Origin of the sequence: Cellulophaga sp. BC115SP (assembly GCF_009905545.1) — a bacterium.
Classification (GTDB): domain Bacteria; phylum Bacteroidota; class Bacteroidia; order Cytophagales; family Spirosomataceae; genus Flectobacillus; species Flectobacillus rivi.
In genome coordinates this window covers 1-19,105 of record NZ_JAAALB010000073.1, presented here as the reverse complement: position 1 = coordinate 19,105, position 19,105 = coordinate 1, and the positions used below count along the sequence as shown (strand labels likewise).

General features: G+C 37.8%; 16 protein-coding genes. 11 read left to right on the top strand and 5 right to left on the bottom strand.

The genetic code is table 11. From position 1 onward, the window contains the following. Positions 1-138: 138 nt before the first annotated feature. The 4 genes from bshB1 to trxB all read right to left on the bottom strand — a co-directional run bounded on the left by bshB1 (position 139) and on the right by trxB (position 4,520). Positions 139-858 (bottom strand): bacillithiol biosynthesis deacetylase BshB1, encoded by a 720-nt coding sequence (gene bshB1, locus GVN22_RS25655; protein ID WP_166553866.1) that lies wholly within the window; start codon positions 856-858, stop codon positions 139-141. Positions 859-1,001: 143 nt separating this feature from the next. After that, entirely contained in the window at positions 1,002-2,111 is a 1,110-nt protein-coding gene (locus GVN22_RS25650) for a peptidoglycan DD-metalloendopeptidase family protein (RefSeq protein ID WP_166553865.1), read from the bottom strand. Between the two features lie 260 nt (positions 2,112-2,371). Further along, entirely contained in the window at positions 2,372-3,490 is a 1,119-nt protein-coding gene (locus GVN22_RS25645; RefSeq protein ID WP_095161696.1) for a peptidoglycan DD-metalloendopeptidase family protein, read from the bottom strand. An 85-nt stretch (positions 3,491-3,575) separates the two neighbouring features. Then, positions 3,576-4,520 (bottom strand): thioredoxin-disulfide reductase, encoded by a 945-nt coding sequence (trxB, locus tag GVN22_RS25640; RefSeq protein ID WP_370520484.1) that lies wholly within the window; start codon positions 4,518-4,520, stop codon positions 3,576-3,578. A gap of 481 nt (positions 4,521-5,001) precedes the next feature. Between trxB and GVN22_RS25635 the strand changes: the two genes are divergently transcribed. Next, positions 5,002-6,285: a cation:dicarboxylate symporter family transporter gene (locus tag GVN22_RS25635; protein WP_166553863.1), complete on the top strand. Its 1,284-nt coding sequence runs from the start codon at positions 5,002-5,004 to the stop codon at positions 6,283-6,285. A 65-nt stretch (positions 6,286-6,350) separates the two neighbouring features. On the opposite strand, the gene GVN22_RS25630 is transcribed toward GVN22_RS25635, so the two are convergent. Further along, the gene (locus GVN22_RS25630) at positions 6,351-6,527 is read right to left on the bottom strand and encodes a hypothetical protein (protein ID WP_166553862.1); all 177 of its coding nucleotides are present in this window, start codon (positions 6,525-6,527) and stop codon (positions 6,351-6,353) included. Positions 6,528-7,093: 566 nt separating this feature from the next. On the opposite strand from GVN22_RS25630, the gene GVN22_RS25625 reads away from it, so the two are divergent. The 10 genes from GVN22_RS25625 (at position 7,094) to GVN22_RS25580 (ending at position 19,088) form a co-directional block, all read left to right on the top strand. Further along, entirely contained in the window at positions 7,094-8,062 is a 969-nt protein-coding gene (locus GVN22_RS25625) for a hypothetical protein (RefSeq protein WP_166553861.1), read from the top strand. Next, positions 8,062-9,498 (top strand): O-antigen ligase domain-containing protein, encoded by a 1,437-nt coding sequence (locus GVN22_RS25620; protein ID WP_166553860.1) that lies wholly within the window; start codon positions 8,062-8,064, stop codon positions 9,496-9,498. Before GVN22_RS25625 ends, GVN22_RS25620 begins: the two co-directional genes overlap by 1 nt. Continuing rightward, a complete protein-coding gene (locus GVN22_RS25615) occupies positions 9,467-9,853 on the top strand; it encodes a response regulator transcription factor (RefSeq protein ID WP_166553859.1) in 387 nt (128 codons plus the stop codon). The genes GVN22_RS25620 and GVN22_RS25615 overlap by 32 nt, the downstream gene beginning before the upstream one ends. Before the next feature lie 68 nt (positions 9,854-9,921). After that, entirely contained in the window at positions 9,922-11,100 is a 1,179-nt protein-coding gene (locus tag GVN22_RS25610) for a sugar transferase (RefSeq protein WP_166553858.1), read from the top strand. A gap of 183 nt (positions 11,101-11,283) precedes the next feature. Then, on the top strand, positions 11,284-12,027 hold the full coding sequence (locus GVN22_RS25605; protein WP_166553857.1) for a TolC family protein: 744 nt from the start codon (positions 11,284-11,286) through the stop codon (positions 12,025-12,027). A 5-nt stretch (positions 12,028-12,032) separates the two neighbouring features. Beyond that, positions 12,033-14,663 (top strand): hypothetical protein, encoded by a 2,631-nt coding sequence (locus GVN22_RS25600; RefSeq protein WP_166553856.1) that lies wholly within the window; start codon positions 12,033-12,035, stop codon positions 14,661-14,663. A gap of 29 nt (positions 14,664-14,692) precedes the next feature. After that, positions 14,693-15,907 (top strand): glycosyltransferase, encoded by a 1,215-nt coding sequence (locus tag GVN22_RS25595; RefSeq protein ID WP_166553855.1) that lies wholly within the window; start codon positions 14,693-14,695, stop codon positions 15,905-15,907. 59 nt (positions 15,908-15,966) lie between these two features. Then, positions 15,967-16,860 carry a glycosyltransferase family 2 protein gene (locus GVN22_RS25590; protein ID WP_166553854.1) on the top strand — a complete coding sequence of 298 codons (894 nt, stop codon included), beginning with the start codon at positions 15,967-15,969 and terminating at the stop codon, positions 16,858-16,860. 62 nt (positions 16,861-16,922) lie between these two features. Beyond that, positions 16,923-18,086 carry a glycosyltransferase family 2 protein gene (locus GVN22_RS25585; RefSeq protein WP_166553853.1) on the top strand — a complete coding sequence of 388 codons (1,164 nt, stop codon included), beginning with the start codon at positions 16,923-16,925 and terminating at the stop codon, positions 18,084-18,086. A gap of 105 nt (positions 18,087-18,191) precedes the next feature. Next, positions 18,192-19,088, top strand: a complete 897-nt coding sequence (locus tag GVN22_RS25580) for a glycosyltransferase family 8 protein (protein ID WP_166553852.1) — start codon at positions 18,192-18,194, stop codon at positions 19,086-19,088. Positions 19,089-19,105 lie beyond the last annotated feature (17 nt).

The following is a 19,105-nucleotide window of genomic DNA, read 5'->3' as shown; positions in this document are numbered from 1 at the left end:
TAAAATAAAAAATCCACCCGTATTTGAGTGGATTTTTTGTAGGCCTTCGCAGGAAAAAGTAATTTTCAAGGGAAGCCGAAATAAACAGTTTTTGTAATCCTTCGTACACTACTAATTCACTCATTCACAATTCTTAGATTAAATCAGCGCCGAAAGGTCTTTTACTCCTATTCTTTTGTAACTCGTAAAGCCCTCGCCAAAGGTAACGCCAATGGCATGACCCATCTCACGATTACGTGCTTCTGTAAATTTCAAAAACTCTGGGGAAGACAAATATGATTCTGGCTCTTTTGAACTAGGGTCAAAGAATTGGCTTCTGAATGCACGAATTGAAGCTTCTTTTTTATCCCAATAAGCCGTAATATCTACCACAAAGTCTGGTTGAATATAGCGATCTTGAATGTAATGATAAACATTTTTGGGACGCCAAGCAGTCTGTGGTGTACCATCGTCTTCGAAGGTTTCAATCATACGCAAACCTGCTTTAAAACATGCATCTGCCGCTAACTCAGCGCCTTTGATATGGTCAGGGTGACGGTCGAAAATAGCATTTGCTAACACTGTTTCAGGCTTGTAACGACGTATTACACGGATTAACTTCATCAAATGTTCTTCGTCATTGACAAAAAAACCATCTCTGAATCCTAAATTTTCACGTGCATGAATACCCATAATCGCTGATGCAGCATCTGATTCAGCTTGGCGTATTTCGGGTGTACCGCGAGTACCTAACTCACCACGGGTAAAATCAACAATACCCACTTTTTTGCCTTGGGCAATATGAGAACAAATTGTTCCTGCACAACTCAACTCTGCGTCATCTGGATGCGCAGCCATCACCATAATATCTAATTTCATTTAATGGAGTATCTATCTAACAATTTTGAATTACTTGAAAAATCTTATTGAGCCATTGGTTAGCTTAACGCTCAATTACTTTTGAACAAATAAAATAAATCAAAAATTCGACCATTATCCACTTGCCACTAAAATTTTTCACACTAATTGATTCTCAATCTTCGCCCAATCTTCAATTTTGTGGACGCACTCATCCCATTTAGCTTCGTAAGCTGTTGAACTGAAATATTAGCGAAGTTGGCAATTGACGCTAAAGTATCTCCTTCTCGAATCGTTACCCAAGTAGTAGTACGATACTCTTCTTCATTTTCAACATTTTCATTAAACTCGTTGGGTAAAATCTCACCATAAGTATCAAACACCCTTGCCGAAATCATGACATGCTGATCAACAGGCTTGGTATTTTTTCCTGTAAATGAAAATACATAGGTTGGATTAAAAGCTTTTCCCTCATAGCGAGTTTCATAATGAAGATGCGACCCAGTACTTCTTCCCGTATTACCCCCTTTTCCGATAATATCTCCAGCTTTGACGTAAGTTCCTGACTCTAGTATTTTCTGAGAAAGGTGACCATAAACTGTTTCGATGCCATTATAATGTCTTATGACAAAATATTTACCATACCCTTTACTATCATACCCTGATACTCGTATAATCCCATCGAAGGTAGAATATACGGGGTCTCCTGTAGTCAAATCCAAATCAACACCAGCATGTAAACGTCGTGACCGTGGACCAAAATTGGAAGTAATATCACCAGAGTTCAAGGGAGATGACCAATGATATCCCATCGCATCATTATACAATTCGATGTCAACTACTCCTTCAAAGTTTTTGACATTAATTCCATAAGGGTCAATATTTTTGGAAGACCAAATTGAATAATAAGTTGCCACCATAGCTACATCATCTGAGCCATTGATTTTAACAGTTTCGATCACCTCGACTGGACGAATATCTCCTTCATCCACCGACGTTGTGTCAAATGCACTCACAGTTGAATTGATAGCACGGATGGGTTCGTACGGATTGCGTCCACCATCAGTAACACTTTGTTGAGCAGAAGTTTCGTATTCTGGTTTGAGCTGTAAAGGAGGGAGAAACTCTTCTTGTTTGGTGGTTTTAGCGGGTGCAGTTACAGTCTGTTTATTGATTTTTGTCTGTTTTTTATATCTCCCACTTTCATTTTGCGCCAACGAATCGACAGTACAAATACACAGCAAACTCAAAGAAAATAAAAATACTTTTTTCATAAAACTTTAACTCTAGGGTCTGATTTTCAATAAACTGTTTGCTAATCAGTAAGTTTTTTCTGATAAACAATTCATTTGTTTTCAATTAGTGATATACAAGTAAAACCAGAATAGAAGCGTTTTATTATTTGGTCTAAGGAAATCTTAATAAAAAAGGTTAAGTGGTTAAAGTAAAGAAATGCTAGATTCTTCGAAAACAAAAAGCGAGACTACCCGATGGGTAATCTCGCTTTTATACTAAAACCAATAATATCTTTTGTCTAATGAATACGCAAACGGCGACCTGCACGCAAGTTTGAGCTTAGCTTCATTCCATTCATTTTCGCTAAACGTTCTACTGAAATTCCAGCACGGTTAGCAATAGAGTAAAGCGTATCGCCTGAACGAGCTACAGTCCATGCAGTACGGCGAGTAACAACCTTGTTACCAGCATCGCCATATTCGTTACCCAAAGCCAAGCCATAAGTATCAAATACACGTGCCGAAACCAACAAGTGGTCAGATACTGGCTGAGTGCCTTCTCCTGCAAAGTTCATCACATAAGTAGGGTTGAAAGGGTTACCTTCGTAACGAGTTTCGAAGTGCAAGTGTGAACCAGTACTACGACCTGTATTACCACCTTTCCCAATTTCGTCACCAGCTTTTACAAACATTCCTGATTCATATCCTTTACGTGAAAGGTGACCATAGAGTGTTTCTAAACCGTTGTAATGTCTTACTACCAAGAAGTTACCATAACCACCCCCATCGTAGCCAGATACCCTTACAATACCATCAAATGCCGAATACACAGGGTCACCAGTTTCGAGGTCTACGTCTACACCTGCGTGCAAACGACCCCAACGAGGACCAAACTGTGAAGTCAATTTAGGAGCATTGGTAGGGGCGCTCCAATAACGACCTTGTTCTTTGTTAAAGAGTTCAAGGTCAACTACATCATCAAAATCTTTGACATCGATTCCATAAGGGTCAATAGTGTTGGTATCCCAAATAGAAAAATAAGAAGCAACCGTTACAAAGTCGTCACTTCCTGAAGGTTTCATCTCCTCCTCTATCTCTATCACTAAAGGCTCTCTTTCATCGATTGATGTAGTATCAAAAGCACTTACAGTAGCGTTAACTTCTCTCACAGGTTCAAATTTTTGACTACCTGCCGTTGTTGTAGCTTGTTTTTCTACTACTTCAAATTCATTTCTGAATTGAAGTTTGGGCATTTCGTCAAGCAAATCGTCCTGCTTTTTTTCTTTTTCCTTGTAAAGTCCAGTATTGTCCTTGATTTTAATTTTAGGGTTATTTTTGAAACTACCCTTCTCTTGCGACCAAGCCACCATAGCTGTACATACAAAAAATGCAGTAAGAAAATTACTTCTTATATTCATTGTATTGTATTTATAGTTATCGAGGAATCTGAGTAGTAAACGTAATTATTGAACTGATTCGCATTTACTACCCAAAATTTCATAACTAGTGTAATTCATTTGCAGCCAACCAACGTTCAGCATCCAAAGCAGCCATACAACCTGTACCCGCTGCTGTTACAGCCTGACGGTAAATGTTGTCTTGTGCATCACCACAAGCAAAAACGCCTTCGATATTAGTGTTTGTAGAGCCCTTAATTGTCTGGATATATCCTGCTTCGTCTAAATTCAAATAGTCTTTGAAGATATCTGTATTTGGTTTGTGACCGATGGCAACAAAGAAACCTGTCAATGTTAGTTCTTCCGTTTCTCCCGTTTTCACATTTTTCAAACGAGCACCTGTTACACCTGAAGCATCACCCAAAATCTCATCAGTTTCTGAATTCCAGTGAACTTCAATTTTAGGATTGTTCAATACACGTTTTTGCATAATCAAAGAAGCGCGTAGCTCTTCACGACGAACAATCATGTGTACTTTTGAACAAATATTAGCTAAATAAGTAGCCTCTTCAGCAGCCGTATCGCCACCACCTACAATTGCCACTACTTGGTTACGGTAAAAGAAACCATCACAAACTGCACAAGCCGATACTCCTAAACCGTTATATTTTTTTTCTGATTCTAAACCAAGCCATTTTGCTGAAGCCCCTGTTGCGATAATAACCGCATCAGCAGTAAGTTCAGTGCTTTCGTCAATTACTACTTTTTTAGGAGAAACTGAGAAATCTACAGAAGTAGCCATTCCAAAACGAATATCAGTTCCAAAACGACGAGCCTGATTTTCTAAATCTTGCATCATTTGTGGGCCTTGGATACCATCTGGATAGCCAGGGAAGTTTTCAACGTCATTAGTGATTGTTAGCTGACCGCCAGGTTGACTACCTTGGTACATTACTGGTGCTAAACCTGCGCGTGATGCGTAAATTGCCGCAGTATAACCTGCTGGCCCTGAGCCTATAATAAGGCATTTAATATGTTCTGCCATTGTAATATTTAAGATATTTACTGGATTGATTTTTATTAGAAACCTCTAAAAATCAGAAGATTTTGACTTATACATTAGGGAAATGGCATCCAGCAAGGCCTACCCCCAAATATATGTCTACAGAATAAACACATTTGAGAATACAAAAATTGCAGATTAATGCCAAAACGCCAAATTCTTTTGAATCAAAGCCATGAGAATAACTTTGGAGTTTCAGAGGTCTGTATCAGATTAGAAAAAAATAGCATCCGTTTTTCAAAAATTGCCCAATTCATCAATTAGGCAACCGAATATATTTAGAACCAACTCCTGACAACTAATCATTTATTAACTAAAGACTAGTTTTTTTATATATCTGTAGTGTTCTATGCAAAAAAAGTGCAAAAATTAATCAAATTTGTAAATAATGGGCACGAAGAGAGCGGAAAATAGCACAAAAGCAAGCAACTAACTATTTTAAAGAGATATATCATCACTATCCAATTTTATGAAAAAACTACTGACCAATTTAACATTCTGGGTACTTACGGCCATTACAGCAGGTATTTTGTTAGGGCATTTTGCTCCAGAAATTGCACTTTATAAGTTTTTTGAAAACCCAATTAAATTCAAGCTTTTGGGCAATGAAGTCAGTATTGGCAATACTTTGAGTGAATTTTTGAGCGGTATCTTTATTAGTATTGTTAAGCAATTTATTAATCCTATCATTTTCTTGACCATTACCCTAGGCATCGTCAGTATGGGTGACCTCAAAAAAGTAGGAAAACTAGGTGGTAAAGCCTTATTATACTTCGAAATTGTAACTACAATTGCTTTATTGGTAGGCATTCTAGTGGCAAATGTCATTCGTCCCGGAGACGGTGTAGTGACCGACGCTATTAAAGGCGGAGACATCTCCAAATATACCAAAGGTGCTTCTGAATTTAGTTGGATGAAATTCTTTTGGGATAATAGCACTTTGCAGGTTTTGTTGTTAGCCATCATTCTTGGCTCAGTTTTAAATTATGTTAGCGGAAAGGATAAAATCATTGAAATTTTTCAGAAAGTGTCAAAATATATCTTTGCTGGTCTGCATGGGGTCATGAAATTAGCGCCTGTGGGAGCCTTTGGGGGTATGGCATTTACTATTGCGAAGTACGGACTAAAAACACTGATTCCTTTAGCAAAGCTTATGGTGACAGTTTATATCACGATGGGCGTTTTTGTGTTTGTTGTATTGTTTTTTATTCTTCGCCATTACAAAGTAAATCTTTGGAAGTTTTTGAAATACATCAAAGAAGAGCTTCTTATCGTATTAGGAACATCATCTTCCGAAGCAGGCTTACCTTCATTGATGGAAAAACTAGAAAGAATGGGCTGTGCTAAATCGGTAGTTGGGTTGGTAGTGCCTGCTGGATACTCTTTCAACTTGGACGGCACTACGATTTACCTTTCGATGGCCACTATCTTTCTTGCTCAGGTATTCAATGTACATTTGAGCTTGGAGCAAATTTTTACCATTATCGGAATTCTGATGGTCACCTCTAAAGGTGCCGCAGGCGTTACAGGAAGTGGTTTTATTGTACTGGCTTCAACCCTTACAGCCGTACACGTTATCCCTGTAGAAGGTCTAGCCTTGTTGCTGGGTGTCGATAGATTTATGTCAGAAGCACGAGCTATTACCAATTTTATTGGCAATGGCGTTGCTACTATTTTCTTGGCAAATAATGAAAAGGAATTTGACCACGAAAAAATGAGAAAGGCATTTGACCAAGAAGGTATATTGTCCTAGCTGAAAACTATTACGGAATAGTAAAAGATTTTCAGCTATGTAATGAACCTTTGTCTGAAAGTCTTTTACTCTCTATGACTTCTATTAATAACCGTCAAATAGTGTCTTGCTTTAAAGCCTACAACAGGCTTTCTCTCTTTTACACTCATCTGTTTTTCTTCTGCATTTTGTGTAGATTTCAACACAAATATTACTGAAAAAATCAATAAGCAAATCTGAATAATGATTAACAATTGGTCCATGGGTAAGTGTGTTTGCAGTGATTCTATACCCTTTTAGACATCCTCAAAATAGAAAACGTTGCTCCACTGCGACAACATGGCAATTTGTGTAGCTATAGTTTTAGTTTTTGAATGAAAAGATTTAAAATTAGACTAGGATGTATTATTTTAGATTAAACAAATGACTAATGTTACCTCTGCTCTATGAGTTCAAATAAGGACTCCTATTGAATTTATTCTTAGTTTAGTACATTCCAATCGCCCAAGTAGTATCAATACAAATCCTTAAATACGTTTTCATCAAAACTGTTAACGCTTGGCTTAAACACGAGAAAAAATACGACTACCATTTTGTATGTATTAGCAGTGTTCTGATTGCGGATTTTATCACTATTTCTGCCTTTGTTCACTAGTAATTCAGTATTTCAAATGATCATAAAATCATACTTAAACTTGTAAGTATTTTCTGCTTTTTGGTGCTGAATATTGAATTTTTTGTATATTCAAACAATTTCGGTGTTGTACGTAATTGAGGCTTGGCAAGGTTTTTGTCAATTAATGAACTATTGAACTATACTTTGTTTAAGATGCTAAGATATTCATGGCTAATTCTCCTCATTTTTATCATGGGAGCTTGTAAGTTGGAAGACCAACTTGTTTATCCTGAATTGACGATAAGACCAAATTGGGTCGTGACGGACTATGATGCCACTATAACATCCGAATTTGTCAGTTTGGGTAATGCTTCTATTAATGTTTATGGCATTTGTTGGAATAAGACTGGTGATCCTACCACACGCGACTCTTTGGTAAGTTATTCTGGTCAGCCACCCATAGAAGTGTTTTCGAGTAGCCTAAGTGATTTGTCGCCTGCTACCACGTATTATGCACGTGCTTTTTCAAGAATTGGACTGAAAACTTCTTATTCAAACCAAATAACGTTTAAAACGTTACCTATTCAATTACCTAGTGTATCTACAGGCAATGTCACTGATGAAGCAATAGGTACTTTAAGTATTCAAGGAACTATCAATACGCAAGGAGCCTCCGCTATTACCGAATATGGACATTGCTGGGGGATATCGACACCTACTATCAATAATCAGCGTACCATTCTTACATCTACCCTATCTCAAGGAAATTTTACTAGTCAACTTCGCGGTTTGAACAATAATACTAAATATGTCATCCGTGCCTACGCCAAAAATGCAACAGGGGTATCTTATGGAAATGAATTAACTTATATAACATCTTGTAAATCAGCACCAACAGTGGTGTCTAACAATATTGATAATATTTCAGCACAGAGTGCGATTGCCAATGGTACGATTTCTAGTATTGGCTGTTCGGAAGTAACAGAGTATGGACATTGTTGGAGTACAACTCCTAATCCTACTACTGCTAATCAGCGAACAATCTTTAAACAAGGCTCTGCTGGTGCATTTAGCAGTGCGTTGTCGGGCTTAAGTTCAAAAACAGCCTATTATGTACGGGCTTATGCCATTAATTCTCAAGGAACTAGCTATGGCAACCAAGTATCAATTATTACGCTTTGATGGGAGTTACAACCAAACAAATTTTATATTTATCAGGAATAATCTTTAGTGGTATTATTCTTGGAGTATTTGTTGCCAAAACTCAAATCATGGGTGCTGCGACTATCATTGCATTGCCATTTGTGATTGGGTATTTGATTGCGATTTTCCGCAATCCAGTATTAGGACTTTATACAGTATTAGTGTTTTCTTTCTTTGTAAATGGTGTCGGACGATACGCCAATGCAGGGCCATTAGGATTATCGATTGACGTATTTTTGGTGATAGCTTTACTCGCTGAGTTCTTTAAAGGCTTTGAGGGTGACCCTTGGCCTGACATGAAACGCAACCCCATTCTGATTGCTATTTATGTTTGGGGTGCGTATTGTATGTTAGAGTTTTTCAACCCCGAAGCTAGAAGTAAAGAAGCATGGTTTTATGCGATGCGCGCCGTGATTTTGTACCTTATCCTAATAGTAGTTTTAGGTATTGTACTTATGCGTACAGAAAAGCATTTAGACAGAGTCCTCAAAATCTGGATGATAGCTTCTTGTATAGCTACGTTATGGGGTGCTCGACAGCTTTTTGTAGGGCTAGACCGTTTTGAACAAGCTTGGATGGACTCTGGCAATGCCACCACCCATATCTTGTTTGGAAAGCTAAGAGTTTTTTCTTTTTACTCTGATGCAGGGCAATATGGTGCAGCCATGGGACATATAGGCTTGATTTGTATTTTATTAAGTCTCTCACCCTTTGGGAATCGCAACTTTAAGCTTTTTTACCTCATAGGAGGACTATTTTGTTTGTGGGGAATGTCCATTTCAGGTACACGGGGAGCGCTATTTGTAGTGATGGGAGGATTTATGGCTTACCTTGGAATGTCCAGAAACTACAAAATGTTGGTGATTGGTGGCATCGCAGCAGTGATGTTTTTTGGGATGCTCAAGTTTACCAAAATTGGGCAGAGTAATTACCAAATCAACCGAATGCGCACAGGACTTGACCCCAATGACCCCTCATTACAGTTACGCTTGATTAATCAGGCAAAACTAAGAGGATATCTAGCATCCAGACCCATTGGTGGAGGTATTGGCTCAGCAGGTTTTTGGGGAACGCGCTTTTCTCCTGGCACATTCTTAGCGGTAACTGCCCTTGATAGTTGGTATGTCAAAATTTGGGCAGAATGTGGTGTAGTTGGACTTTATGTGCACATTGGAATGTTACTCACCTTTATGATTTATTTCGGATTAAAGCTCTGGAAAATCCCCCCCTGTCTGTTACGAGACAAATTGGTGGCGCTGTACAGCGGAATGTTCGGTATTTTAGTAGCCTGCTACGGCAACCAAATCCTTGGACAACTACCCACCAATGTGGCAATATATTTGAGTATCTCGTTTTTGTACGTTTTTACTAAAGATGAATATTATGAGCAAGCAGTTGACACTACTAATCGTTGATGATGAACAAAGCACACGCATTGTCCTAGAGCATTTTCTCAAAAAGGACTTCAATGTAGTGGTAAAAGGTGACGGAATGGAAGCACTTTCCTTACTTGAAGGAGGGTTTGATGTGGACTTTATCATTGCCGATTTAAATATGCCCAACCTAAGTGGAAAAGAGTTTTTGAAAATTCTAAGGGCAAGCAATCTTTTTGGGCAAATCCCTGTCATTATTCTTTCGGGTACCGACGAAAGTAAGGAACGCATTGATTGTCTGAACATTGGGGCAGATGACTTTATGCTCAAACCTTTCAATCCTATGGAAGTACAGGCCAAAATTAGAGCTATTATGCGACGTGTGCAACCTTTATAAAAACACAGTCTTTCAGCATTATATTTCTTGAAACCACATTATGCCAACCCACCGACTTTATATTTGATATGGAAAATTATGAATATGCTCCTCCACAAAAAAAAGTATTCCTTGTGGAAAATGATTCAAATGTTGTAGTTAATTTCCTTAAAAAATTTGGACAAGACATTCAAGTACAAGTACTTGGGTCTCCCGACGAAGCCTTAGAGTTGCTCAAAACTAGTTATGCTCCAGATGCCGTGATTATTAGCAAATATCTAGGAGGGTTAAAATTTTTGGAGCAGATTCGTGACAACGCTTGGACTAAAACATTGCCAGTAATCATCACTTCTACCGACCTAAATCAAGGTCTTATCAAAGAGGTTGTAGCCAAAAAAGGAGATGATGTTTTTACAAGTACATTTGATAAAGGAGACCTTTTGGTGCGCTTAGATTATTTTGTACGCCGACGACACTACGTGGCTATGCAACAAACCAAGTCTAATGCGCTTGACGTAAAAATTCCTTGGTGGAAGCGTACATTCGATATACTTTCTACAGGAACTGCTATTTTGTTGCTTTCGCCATTATTAATCCTTGTAGCTATTTTAATAAAGCTTGATTCGAAAGGTCCGATTGTTTACAAATCCAAACGTGTAGGAGCTGGATATAAGATTTTTGATTTATACAAGTTCAGAACCATGCGCACTGATGCTGATCAACTCATCAAAAACATGGGTGATTTGAATATGTATTCAAAAGAAAAACCTTCCGAAAATACCAGCGATGGCTTGTGTGAAGCCTGCCGTATCAAAGGCGTCAAATGCGAGCAATCGATGTATTTGGACGGTAAAAGCATTTGTGAAAAGCAATATTTACAAGAAAAAAATAGTAAAGTTGCTTTTATGAAATTCCAAAATGACCCTCGCATTACTCGCTTGGGTAAGTTTTTGAGAAATACTAGTATCGACGAATTACCGCAGTTGTTCAACATCTTTACAGGCGATATTTCATTGGTAGGCAATAGACCTTTACCCTTGTACGAAGCCGAAAAGTTGACAACAGATGACTATATTTATCGCTTTGCAGGCCCAGGTGGTTTGACAGGGCTTTGGCAAGTAACCAAAAGAGGAAAAGGCAAAACGGATATGACCGAAGAAGAAAGGATTCAATTGGATATAGAATACGCCAAAAACTTTTCTTTCAAAATGGATTTGATGATTATCCTAAAGACCTTCCCTGCACTATTACAATCTGAGAATGTCTGACTTGGAATTAGGGTTGTATGAAGGATTATAAAAACGGTATATTTCGAATATCGGATGTTAGATTTCGGAAGTGTAATCAATTATATTTCGTAAAAAATAAAGGTATTTAACCTTATTTCCGACATCAGAAATCCCAAATCTGAAATAGTTAGAAATCCTTCGTAAAGTACTAATTTGGAATATATGATGATTAATGTAAAACTTACTTTGTTGAAAACTTGGTCAATTGCTCTGAGTGTGTGCTGTCTACTATTTTTCAGCAACAGGGAAACATTTGCTCAAGCTTCAACACCTAAATCGCCTGAAACAGATTTTCAATTGCCTCCACTTGATGAAATAATAGAGTTGGCTATTCAGTATTCACCTGCCCTAAAGCAACAAGAACAAATTATCTACAAAGCCGACCAACAATTGATGGTTCAGAAAAAATCTTGGACAAGTGGCATTAGCTTAGGAACGAGTTATTCTGCAGGAAATCAATCACTTTTGGTACAACAAGCCACAGGAAATTTAGAAGCTTTTTCAAATTATAACAATGGCTATCGTTTGTCTCTTGGGGCAGCCTTTTCGATTAATACAATTATTACTCAGAAAAATATTACCAAAATTGCAAAAGCCGATAAACAAATTGCCATAGAATCTAAACAGCTAACAATTGACCAAATCAAAAACGATGTGATTGCCAAATACTACGCAGTTGCGGGCGCTCATGAAGCGCTAAAAATTGCGATTGAGATGAAAACATCTTCTTTAGTCAACAAAAAAATGGCAGAGCGTGAATTTTCCGAAGGTCAAATCAATGTGGCAGATATGGCAAAAATCCTTGAGTCGACATCGAGTGCAGCTGTGGGTTATGAAAATGCCAAACAAACTTTTATCATGAATGTGAGGCTATTAGAGGTATTGATAGGTAAAAGATTATTTTAAAAATTATGAGTTTGATTCGCTTTGTTCGGTTGTTAATTGAGTTCAAGTGGTTGGTAATTCTTCTACCAGTTACGCTTGCGGCTACAGTTTTTCGACTAACGAAAAATGAAGTACGAGAATATACAGCCAATTCTCTTTTGTACACGGGTTTGGCATCGGGTTATAATATCGAGTCTAGTGGTGCTACCAAAATCGACAACGTAACTGTAAGCAACGCTTTCGATAACCTATTCAATACCATGAAGTCTAAAAGCTCCATGGAAGAGGTAGGATTGCGCCTACTTGCACAGCATATCATGCTCACAAAGCCCGACTCGGCAGTGGCAAGCAAATATACTTTTGGTAAACTTAGAGAGGTACTTTCTGAAAAAGAAATTCGTGCCCTTGCTGATTCTACGTACGAAAAAACCCTACAGAATGTTTATGACGACATCGTTAAGCCTGAGAGCAAAATAGCTAAAGTCTTAATGGCTGCCGAAAAAGGTATTTACTCTGGTCCAGGCATTTTATCGCGTTTTAGCGTCAATCGCCAAAACAATAGTGATATGGTCCAAATTTCGTACTCAGCCAGCGACCCTGCTGTAGTCAAAAAAACCTTGGAGCTTATTACGCATGTAGTCATTGGCAAATACAAACAAATCAAAATTCATGAAACAGGCAATGTAGTCGCCTATTTTGAAGAACAGCTTCGCAATGTAAGTGCCAAACTCAAAAATTCCGAAGATAAGCTTACTAATTTTTCAAGCCAAAATCGCATCATCAACTACTACGAACAAACCAAAATGGTAACCGTAAAAGATGGCGATTTAGAGGAACGTATTCAGGCATTAATTTCTGAAATAGAATCTAATAGAGCTGTTTTAAGAGACTTAGAAAACAAAATTGGATTCAAGGACGACCTTGTTGCAAAAAGCAAAAAGTTTGCTGCGCTACGAGATTCCATCAATTTTTATACAACAAGATTGACCTTGATGGAATTTGAAAGTAAGCCTCGTGAGCAAGAAATTGCACAAGTAAGAGAACGCATCAATCAGCTCGAAAACAAGTTTAAAAGTAATGTCATTGAGTATTATGAGCTGAGCAATACCAAAACAGGTATTCCTGCCAAAATGTATTTTTCTGAATGGATTAATGCCTCAATTTCTATTGACAAAAGCCAAGCTAGGCTCTTGATATTGAAAGACATAAAACACGAATATGATTTAAAATATGACCGTTTTGCGCCACTCGGTTCAACAGTTAGTCGTTATGAACGAGAAATTGGCGTCATTGAAAAAGAGTATCTGAGCATTTTAGGAAGCTTAAATCTTAGTAAAATTAGAGAACAAAATCTCATGATGTCTATCAACTTACGAGTGATAGACCCTCCTATTTATCCAACCAAGGCAGAACCTTCCAAACGTTCTACCTTAATTGTGGCGGCATTTATGGCAGGTTTAATCTTTGTGATTGCCTCGATTATAGGTCGTGAGTTTTTGGACAATTCCCTCAAACATCCCATTAAAGCCGAAAAGGAAATTGGAGTACCATTTGTAGGAGCTTTGCCATTGGTTGATCCACAAAAACATAATATTCTTTTTAACGTCATTGAAACTTATACGCTTAATCAATGTATTTCGAGACTAAAAAGGCTCAATGGCGACAACATTAAAATACCCAAACTTGTGCTCCTTTGTAGTACTCGAAAAGGCGAAGGCAAAAGCTACTTCATCAGTAAACTATGTTCAAAACTGAATGAAAGTGGTGCTAAATCTGTTTGGCTCAATCCGCATAATTACGCTGATGGTGATTTTTCGTATGCGTATACCCTTAGAGGCAATTTTGCGAGTACCACCTCTTTACAAGATGTGGATATTACTGAGACATTTGACGATTGCGAGTATATCTTTTTCGAATTACCACCGCTTATCAGTCATCCAATTCCTGTAAGTTTAGTCAAACAAGCGGCCTTTACCTTGATTTTGGCCGACTCTACCCGTGTGTGGGATAGTGCCGATCAATATGTTTTTCAGACCTATACCGAAAATACCCAAAACCCGATTGGCTTACTACTCAATAAGGTAAAACATGATTTCTTGGAAGGTATTATCGGTGAAATCCCGAAAGTACGCTCATGGTTTAGAAGAAAATTCAAAGATTTACTCATCAAACGCCATCAAAGCAAACGTACGAATGTCAAATTGAAGTACGAAATGCTCAAGAAGGAAGAAGAAAGTGCATGGTTTTCAGAAAATGGACTGTCTGATTTTGTAGAAACACGTGTAGAAATTCCTGATGCAGCCAATAAACAGTCTCGTATCAAAGCCGAAAAAGGAAAAGGCTTAGGATATTATCGAGTATTACAAAAACGCCGTTATCGTTGGATAAAAATCGCCGCTGGTTTAGGTACCATGGGATTTGTGGGGATTTGTGCCTTGTATCTATTCTGGAAAACCACTCCAGAATCACAGTACGAAAAGTTTACCGATTTTGTGGTAGGCAACCAAGCCGATTCACTGGCAAAAGTGCGAAGTAACAGATTGGTCCCTAATTTGGATGCAGTCATTATTGACCCTTCGCAGTTAGACTCAATTCCAGATTCGGTACGTCATGACTCGATCAAAACGCTTATTCGTCAGAAAGAAATTCAACCGTAAAATAGTATTTATAAAACCACTCAATGTTTATGGAGTTCGATGTTGTTTGCGTAGCTTTTCCCTCTTGGGAAGGCGATTACGTCAAAAGTACCATTCAATTGATGAGTGAACTAGCTGCTCACAGAAGGGTGCTGTACGTCGATTATCAATACACGGTCAAGGATGTTGTTCAGGCTATTTTCAAAAATCCTTTTCACATTCCTGTTTCAAGGATTTTAGGGTTTAAAAAACGATTAAGAAGAATTACACTAGAAAACGGGGCAACGATTTATGTACTGTCGACTCCACCAGTGCTTCCTATTAATTTTATCAAAAAAGTGCCCTTGTTTGATAAGCTATTGCGTTTCAATTCCTTTTGGCAAGCTAGAGCAATACAAAAAGCCTTGAAGGATTTAAATAGCAACAATTACATGGTAGTCAATGCTTTTAATCCAAGTTATGGACTAGGTTTATATGATAGTTTCAGACCACATATACAGACCTATTATTGTTATGATGAAATTGGAGCAAGCTATTGGGCTAAAGACCACGGACCACGATTAGAGGCGCAATATATGAAGATGGTCGATCATGTGATTGTATCTTCGGAGGGATTGCAAAACTCCAAAAAGCCTTTTAACAAACATATAGATACCGTTAAAAATGGAGTTGATTTTGAGCTTTTTCACAAAGCATTTGTATCGCTTTCTAAGAAAAATCCAAAGAAAAAGATTGGCTATATTGGTACTATAGATCAACGTATTGATTACAATATTTTAAAACGATTGGCTCTCGAATTTCCAGATACTGAAATCATTATAGTAGGACGTGTACTCGATGATATGTCGGAGGTAAAAGAACAAACAGACCCACTCAGGTCTATATCCAATATTAGATTTGAAGGAGCTAAGTCTCCAGCTGCACTGATGGAATATCTCAAAGAATTTCATATTGGGATTATTCCTTTTGTCAAAAATGAGCAAACCGCAGCGATTTATCCCATGAAAATCAATGAATATCTTGCCGCAGGGTTGGGTGTCGTTGCAACGGATTTTGCCCCATTAGCTGAATTTGGAGAGGCTATTCATATAGCAACCAATACAGATCATTTTATTGAAGCAGTGAGAAATTTGTTAGAAAAGGATTCAGACGATAGCCAGTCGGCGAGAGTAGCAATGGCAAAACAAAATTCGTGGCATCAACGCGGCTTACAACTGAATCAGTTGCTCGAGGAACTTTACCAAAAATATACTAACCAAGCGTAAGCTTCGAGCTTACCAAAACTATTTAACGTTAACGCAATACTACCATAATACCGCCATTTATGAATAGTTCTTTTTCCACATATCCTCTCGTGTCGGTCATTACGGTGAACTATAATCAACCGCAGGTCACCCGCGAGTTTTTGGATTCCTTTCATCAAATTACCTATCCCAATTACGAAGTTTTTGTAGTGGATAATGGTAGCCCGCAACATGACGTAAAATCATTAGAGCCTGATTACCCTTGGGTAAAGTTTATTTACAGCAAAGAAAATCTTGGGTTTGCTGGAGGAAATAACCTGGCTATCAATCAAGCTAAAGGCGATTTTTTGCTGCTACTCAACAACGATACAGAGGTGTCAAAGGACTTTTTGGAGCCTTTGGTAAAAGTCATGCAAAGTAACCCACAGATTGGCATGGCTAGCCCAAAAATCAAATACTTTTACGAAGATAATCTGATTCAATACGCTGGTGCACCCGAAATAAGTGTGCTTACAGGGCGGGGTGAACCTTACGGCAAAAAGCAAAAAGACGAAGGTCAATATGACAAAAGTGGCCCAACCTCCTACATACATGGGGCGGCAGTCATTGTCTCGAAAAAAGTTTTGGAAAAAACAGGTTCTATGCACGATGACTACTTTTTGTATTATGAAGAATTGGATTGGTGTAAACGCTGTCGTAACGATGGTTTCTTGGTTTGGTATGTCGCCGAATCAATGGTCTTGCATAAAGAATCTGTTTCGACAGGACGTAACAGTCCACTCAAAATGTTTTATCTGACTCGCAACAGACTTTGGTTTATGAGACGCAACTTTAAGGTTTGGCAGTGGCTGATTAGTTTAGGATTTTTCACCTTTGTATCAATCCCGAAAAACTTATTAGTCTTTTTAAAAAATCGACAATTCGAATATTACAAACCTTTTTTGAATGGCTACTGGCAAAGCTTCAAAAGCTAACAATACAACATTTTCCTAATCATTTTGATATAAAATTTTCAAACTTATAAACCGATAAGCAGATGGGCATCATTCTGAATTTAGCTATTCTTTTTCTGATTCTTTTGGGAATTTTCACCTTGTATTTATTGGTATTTGCTATTGCTGGTAAAGTAACAAACGCTAATACAACTACACGGACGCCAAAAACTCAGAGAAAATTTGCCGTATTTTTACCTTCGTACAAAGAAGATAAGGTGATTTTGGAATCAGCCAAAAAGGCTTTGATTCAGGATTATCCTAAAGCACTTTTTGACGTAATTGTCATTGCTGATTCACTCAAACCAGAAACAGTTGCCCAATTAAGAGAACTACCCATTACCACTTATGAGGTAACTTTTGAGACTTCGACCAAAGCCAAAGCTTTGAATTATGCAATGGCACAATTAACGGAGCAATACGACATAGCACTCATTTTGGATGCTGACAATATCATGGCAACTGATTTTATTACCAAACTCAATGCTACTTTCGACTTGGGTTATCAGGTTGTTCAGGGGCATCGTACGGCTAAAAATACTAACTCACCAACGGCTATTTTGGATGCCATTAGTGAGGAAATCAATAATCATATTCTCCGCAAAGGACATCGAGCTTTGGGTCTATCCTCAGCACTAATTGGCTCAGGAATGGCTTTTGATTATGCTCTTTTTGTGGACGTAATGTCCGAAATCAATGCAATCGGAGGTTTTGATAAAGAACTCGAAATGCGTTTGCTCAAGCGAGGTATCGTATTTGACTATATCGAAGATGCTTTTGTATATGACGAAAAAGTACAAAATGCCGAGGTTTTTGAAAAACAACGTACTCGTTGGATTGCGGCACAATTCAAATATTTAAAACAGAATTTTGCTTCGGGTGTGGTACATCTTTTCAAAGGCAATATCGACTATGCTAATAAAGTGTTTCAGGCGCTATTACCTCCTCGAATTATCTTATTGGGTATGTTGATGTTTTTTGCCTTTGTATCTATTTTTTCTGGAGATTTTAACTTTAAAGTATTGGCATGGGGGCAGCTAGTCACGCTATTATTTACTTTCTATATTTCGACGCCCGACTTTCTCAAACGCCTGATTACATGGAAAGAAATCATGTTGTTGCCTTCTTTATTTTTCCGTTTTATTCGTGCGATTTTAAAAATGGGTGAAGCCAAGAAAAAATTTCTTCATACCCCACATGACTCATAGGATATTGATTAATGGCTTTTGGAGAAATATTTCCCCATAACCATATTTCAACTATTTTTTCGAGTACACCCTTTTATTTCTTAGCAAGAATTTAATTCTCCAACCATGGAAAAAAATACGAATATAGCCATTATTGTAGCCTGCGATGACCATTATTTGGTATTGTTGGCAGCGCTTTTAAAATCTATCGAAGTCAATCATAAAGGTTCTGATTTGATTGAAGTATTTATTGTAGAAGATAAGGTATCTAATGCTAGTCGTAAAAAACTAACACAATCGTTGGATGCCAGTAAAATGCTACTACATTGGATTCCTCTTGATGATGCTATTCCTGACAATTTACATATTCCTTTTGACCGTAGTTCTTATCCAAAGAATATCCATACACGAATTTTTATTCCCTATTTTATTCCAGAAAAATATGACAAAATTATCTACCTCGATGTAGATATGATTGTAGAAAAAGATATAGCAGAACTCTGGAATATCGACTTAGGAGACAATCTATTAGGGGCAGTTATCGATCCTCGGCTATTGGTCTTCAGTAATTCTTGGGGAGGAATTCTCAATTATAAAGAATTAGGATTTTCACCAGATACGAAGTATTTCAACACAGGTATTTTGGTAATCGACATTGAGAAATGGAGACAAGAAAATTGTCCAGAAAAGGTAGTGCAATGTATCAAAGACAATGAAAAATATGCCAATTATCCCGATCAGTACGGTCTCAATATCGTGATGGCAAATCGTTGGCTTGAATTAAGTCCATTATGGAATGCCTTTGCCTCAGACGAATACCCAGAGCCACCATACTTGATTCACTTTATTGGTCGCAAACCTATGTATCAAACCTACGATAGTTTGCCCAAATATAAAGAGCGTTTTGACTTTTACCTTAATCAAACTGCGTGGAAAGGCTACAAGCCCGTTGGCGAGACCAAACGCTATTTGAAGAAAATTATGAATATTATTGAGAAAATTCCAGATTTTTTTAAAAAGTAGGGGTTAGGGGTTAGGGG

Coding starts and splice junctions, on each gene's coding strand:
- bshB1 (WP_166553866.1), bottom strand. CDS start 858: ATGAAATTAGATATTATGGTGATGGCTGCGCATCCAGATGACGCAGAG.
- GVN22_RS25650 (WP_166553865.1), bottom strand. CDS start 2,111: ATGAAAAAAGTATTTTTATTTTCTTTGAGTTTGCTGTGTATTTGTACT.
- GVN22_RS25645 (WP_095161696.1), bottom strand. CDS start 3,490: ATGAATATAAGAAGTAATTTTCTTACTGCATTTTTTGTATGTACAGCT.
- GVN22_RS25635 (WP_166553863.1), top strand. CDS start 5,002: ATGAAAAAACTACTGACCAATTTAACATTCTGGGTACTTACGGCCATT.
- GVN22_RS25630 (WP_166553862.1), bottom strand. CDS start 6,527: ATGGACCAATTGTTAATCATTATTCAGATTTGCTTATTGATTTTTTCA.
- GVN22_RS25625 (WP_166553861.1), top strand. CDS start 7,094: ATGCTAAGATATTCATGGCTAATTCTCCTCATTTTTATCATGGGAGCT.
- GVN22_RS25620 (WP_166553860.1), top strand. CDS start 8,062: ATGGGAGTTACAACCAAACAAATTTTATATTTATCAGGAATAATCTTT.
- GVN22_RS25615 (WP_166553859.1), top strand. CDS start 9,467: ATGAGCAAGCAGTTGACACTACTAATCGTTGATGATGAACAAAGCACA.
- GVN22_RS25610 (WP_166553858.1), top strand. CDS start 9,922: ATGGAAAATTATGAATATGCTCCTCCACAAAAAAAAGTATTCCTTGTG.
- GVN22_RS25605 (WP_166553857.1), top strand. CDS start 11,284: ATGATGATTAATGTAAAACTTACTTTGTTGAAAACTTGGTCAATTGCT.
- GVN22_RS25600 (WP_166553856.1), top strand. CDS start 12,033: ATGAGTTTGATTCGCTTTGTTCGGTTGTTAATTGAGTTCAAGTGGTTG.
- GVN22_RS25595 (WP_166553855.1), top strand. CDS start 14,693: ATGGAGTTCGATGTTGTTTGCGTAGCTTTTCCCTCTTGGGAAGGCGAT.
- GVN22_RS25590 (WP_166553854.1), top strand. CDS start 15,967: ATGAATAGTTCTTTTTCCACATATCCTCTCGTGTCGGTCATTACGGTG.
- GVN22_RS25585 (WP_166553853.1), top strand. CDS start 16,923: ATGGGCATCATTCTGAATTTAGCTATTCTTTTTCTGATTCTTTTGGGA.
- GVN22_RS25580 (WP_166553852.1), top strand. CDS start 18,192: ATGGAAAAAAATACGAATATAGCCATTATTGTAGCCTGCGATGACCAT.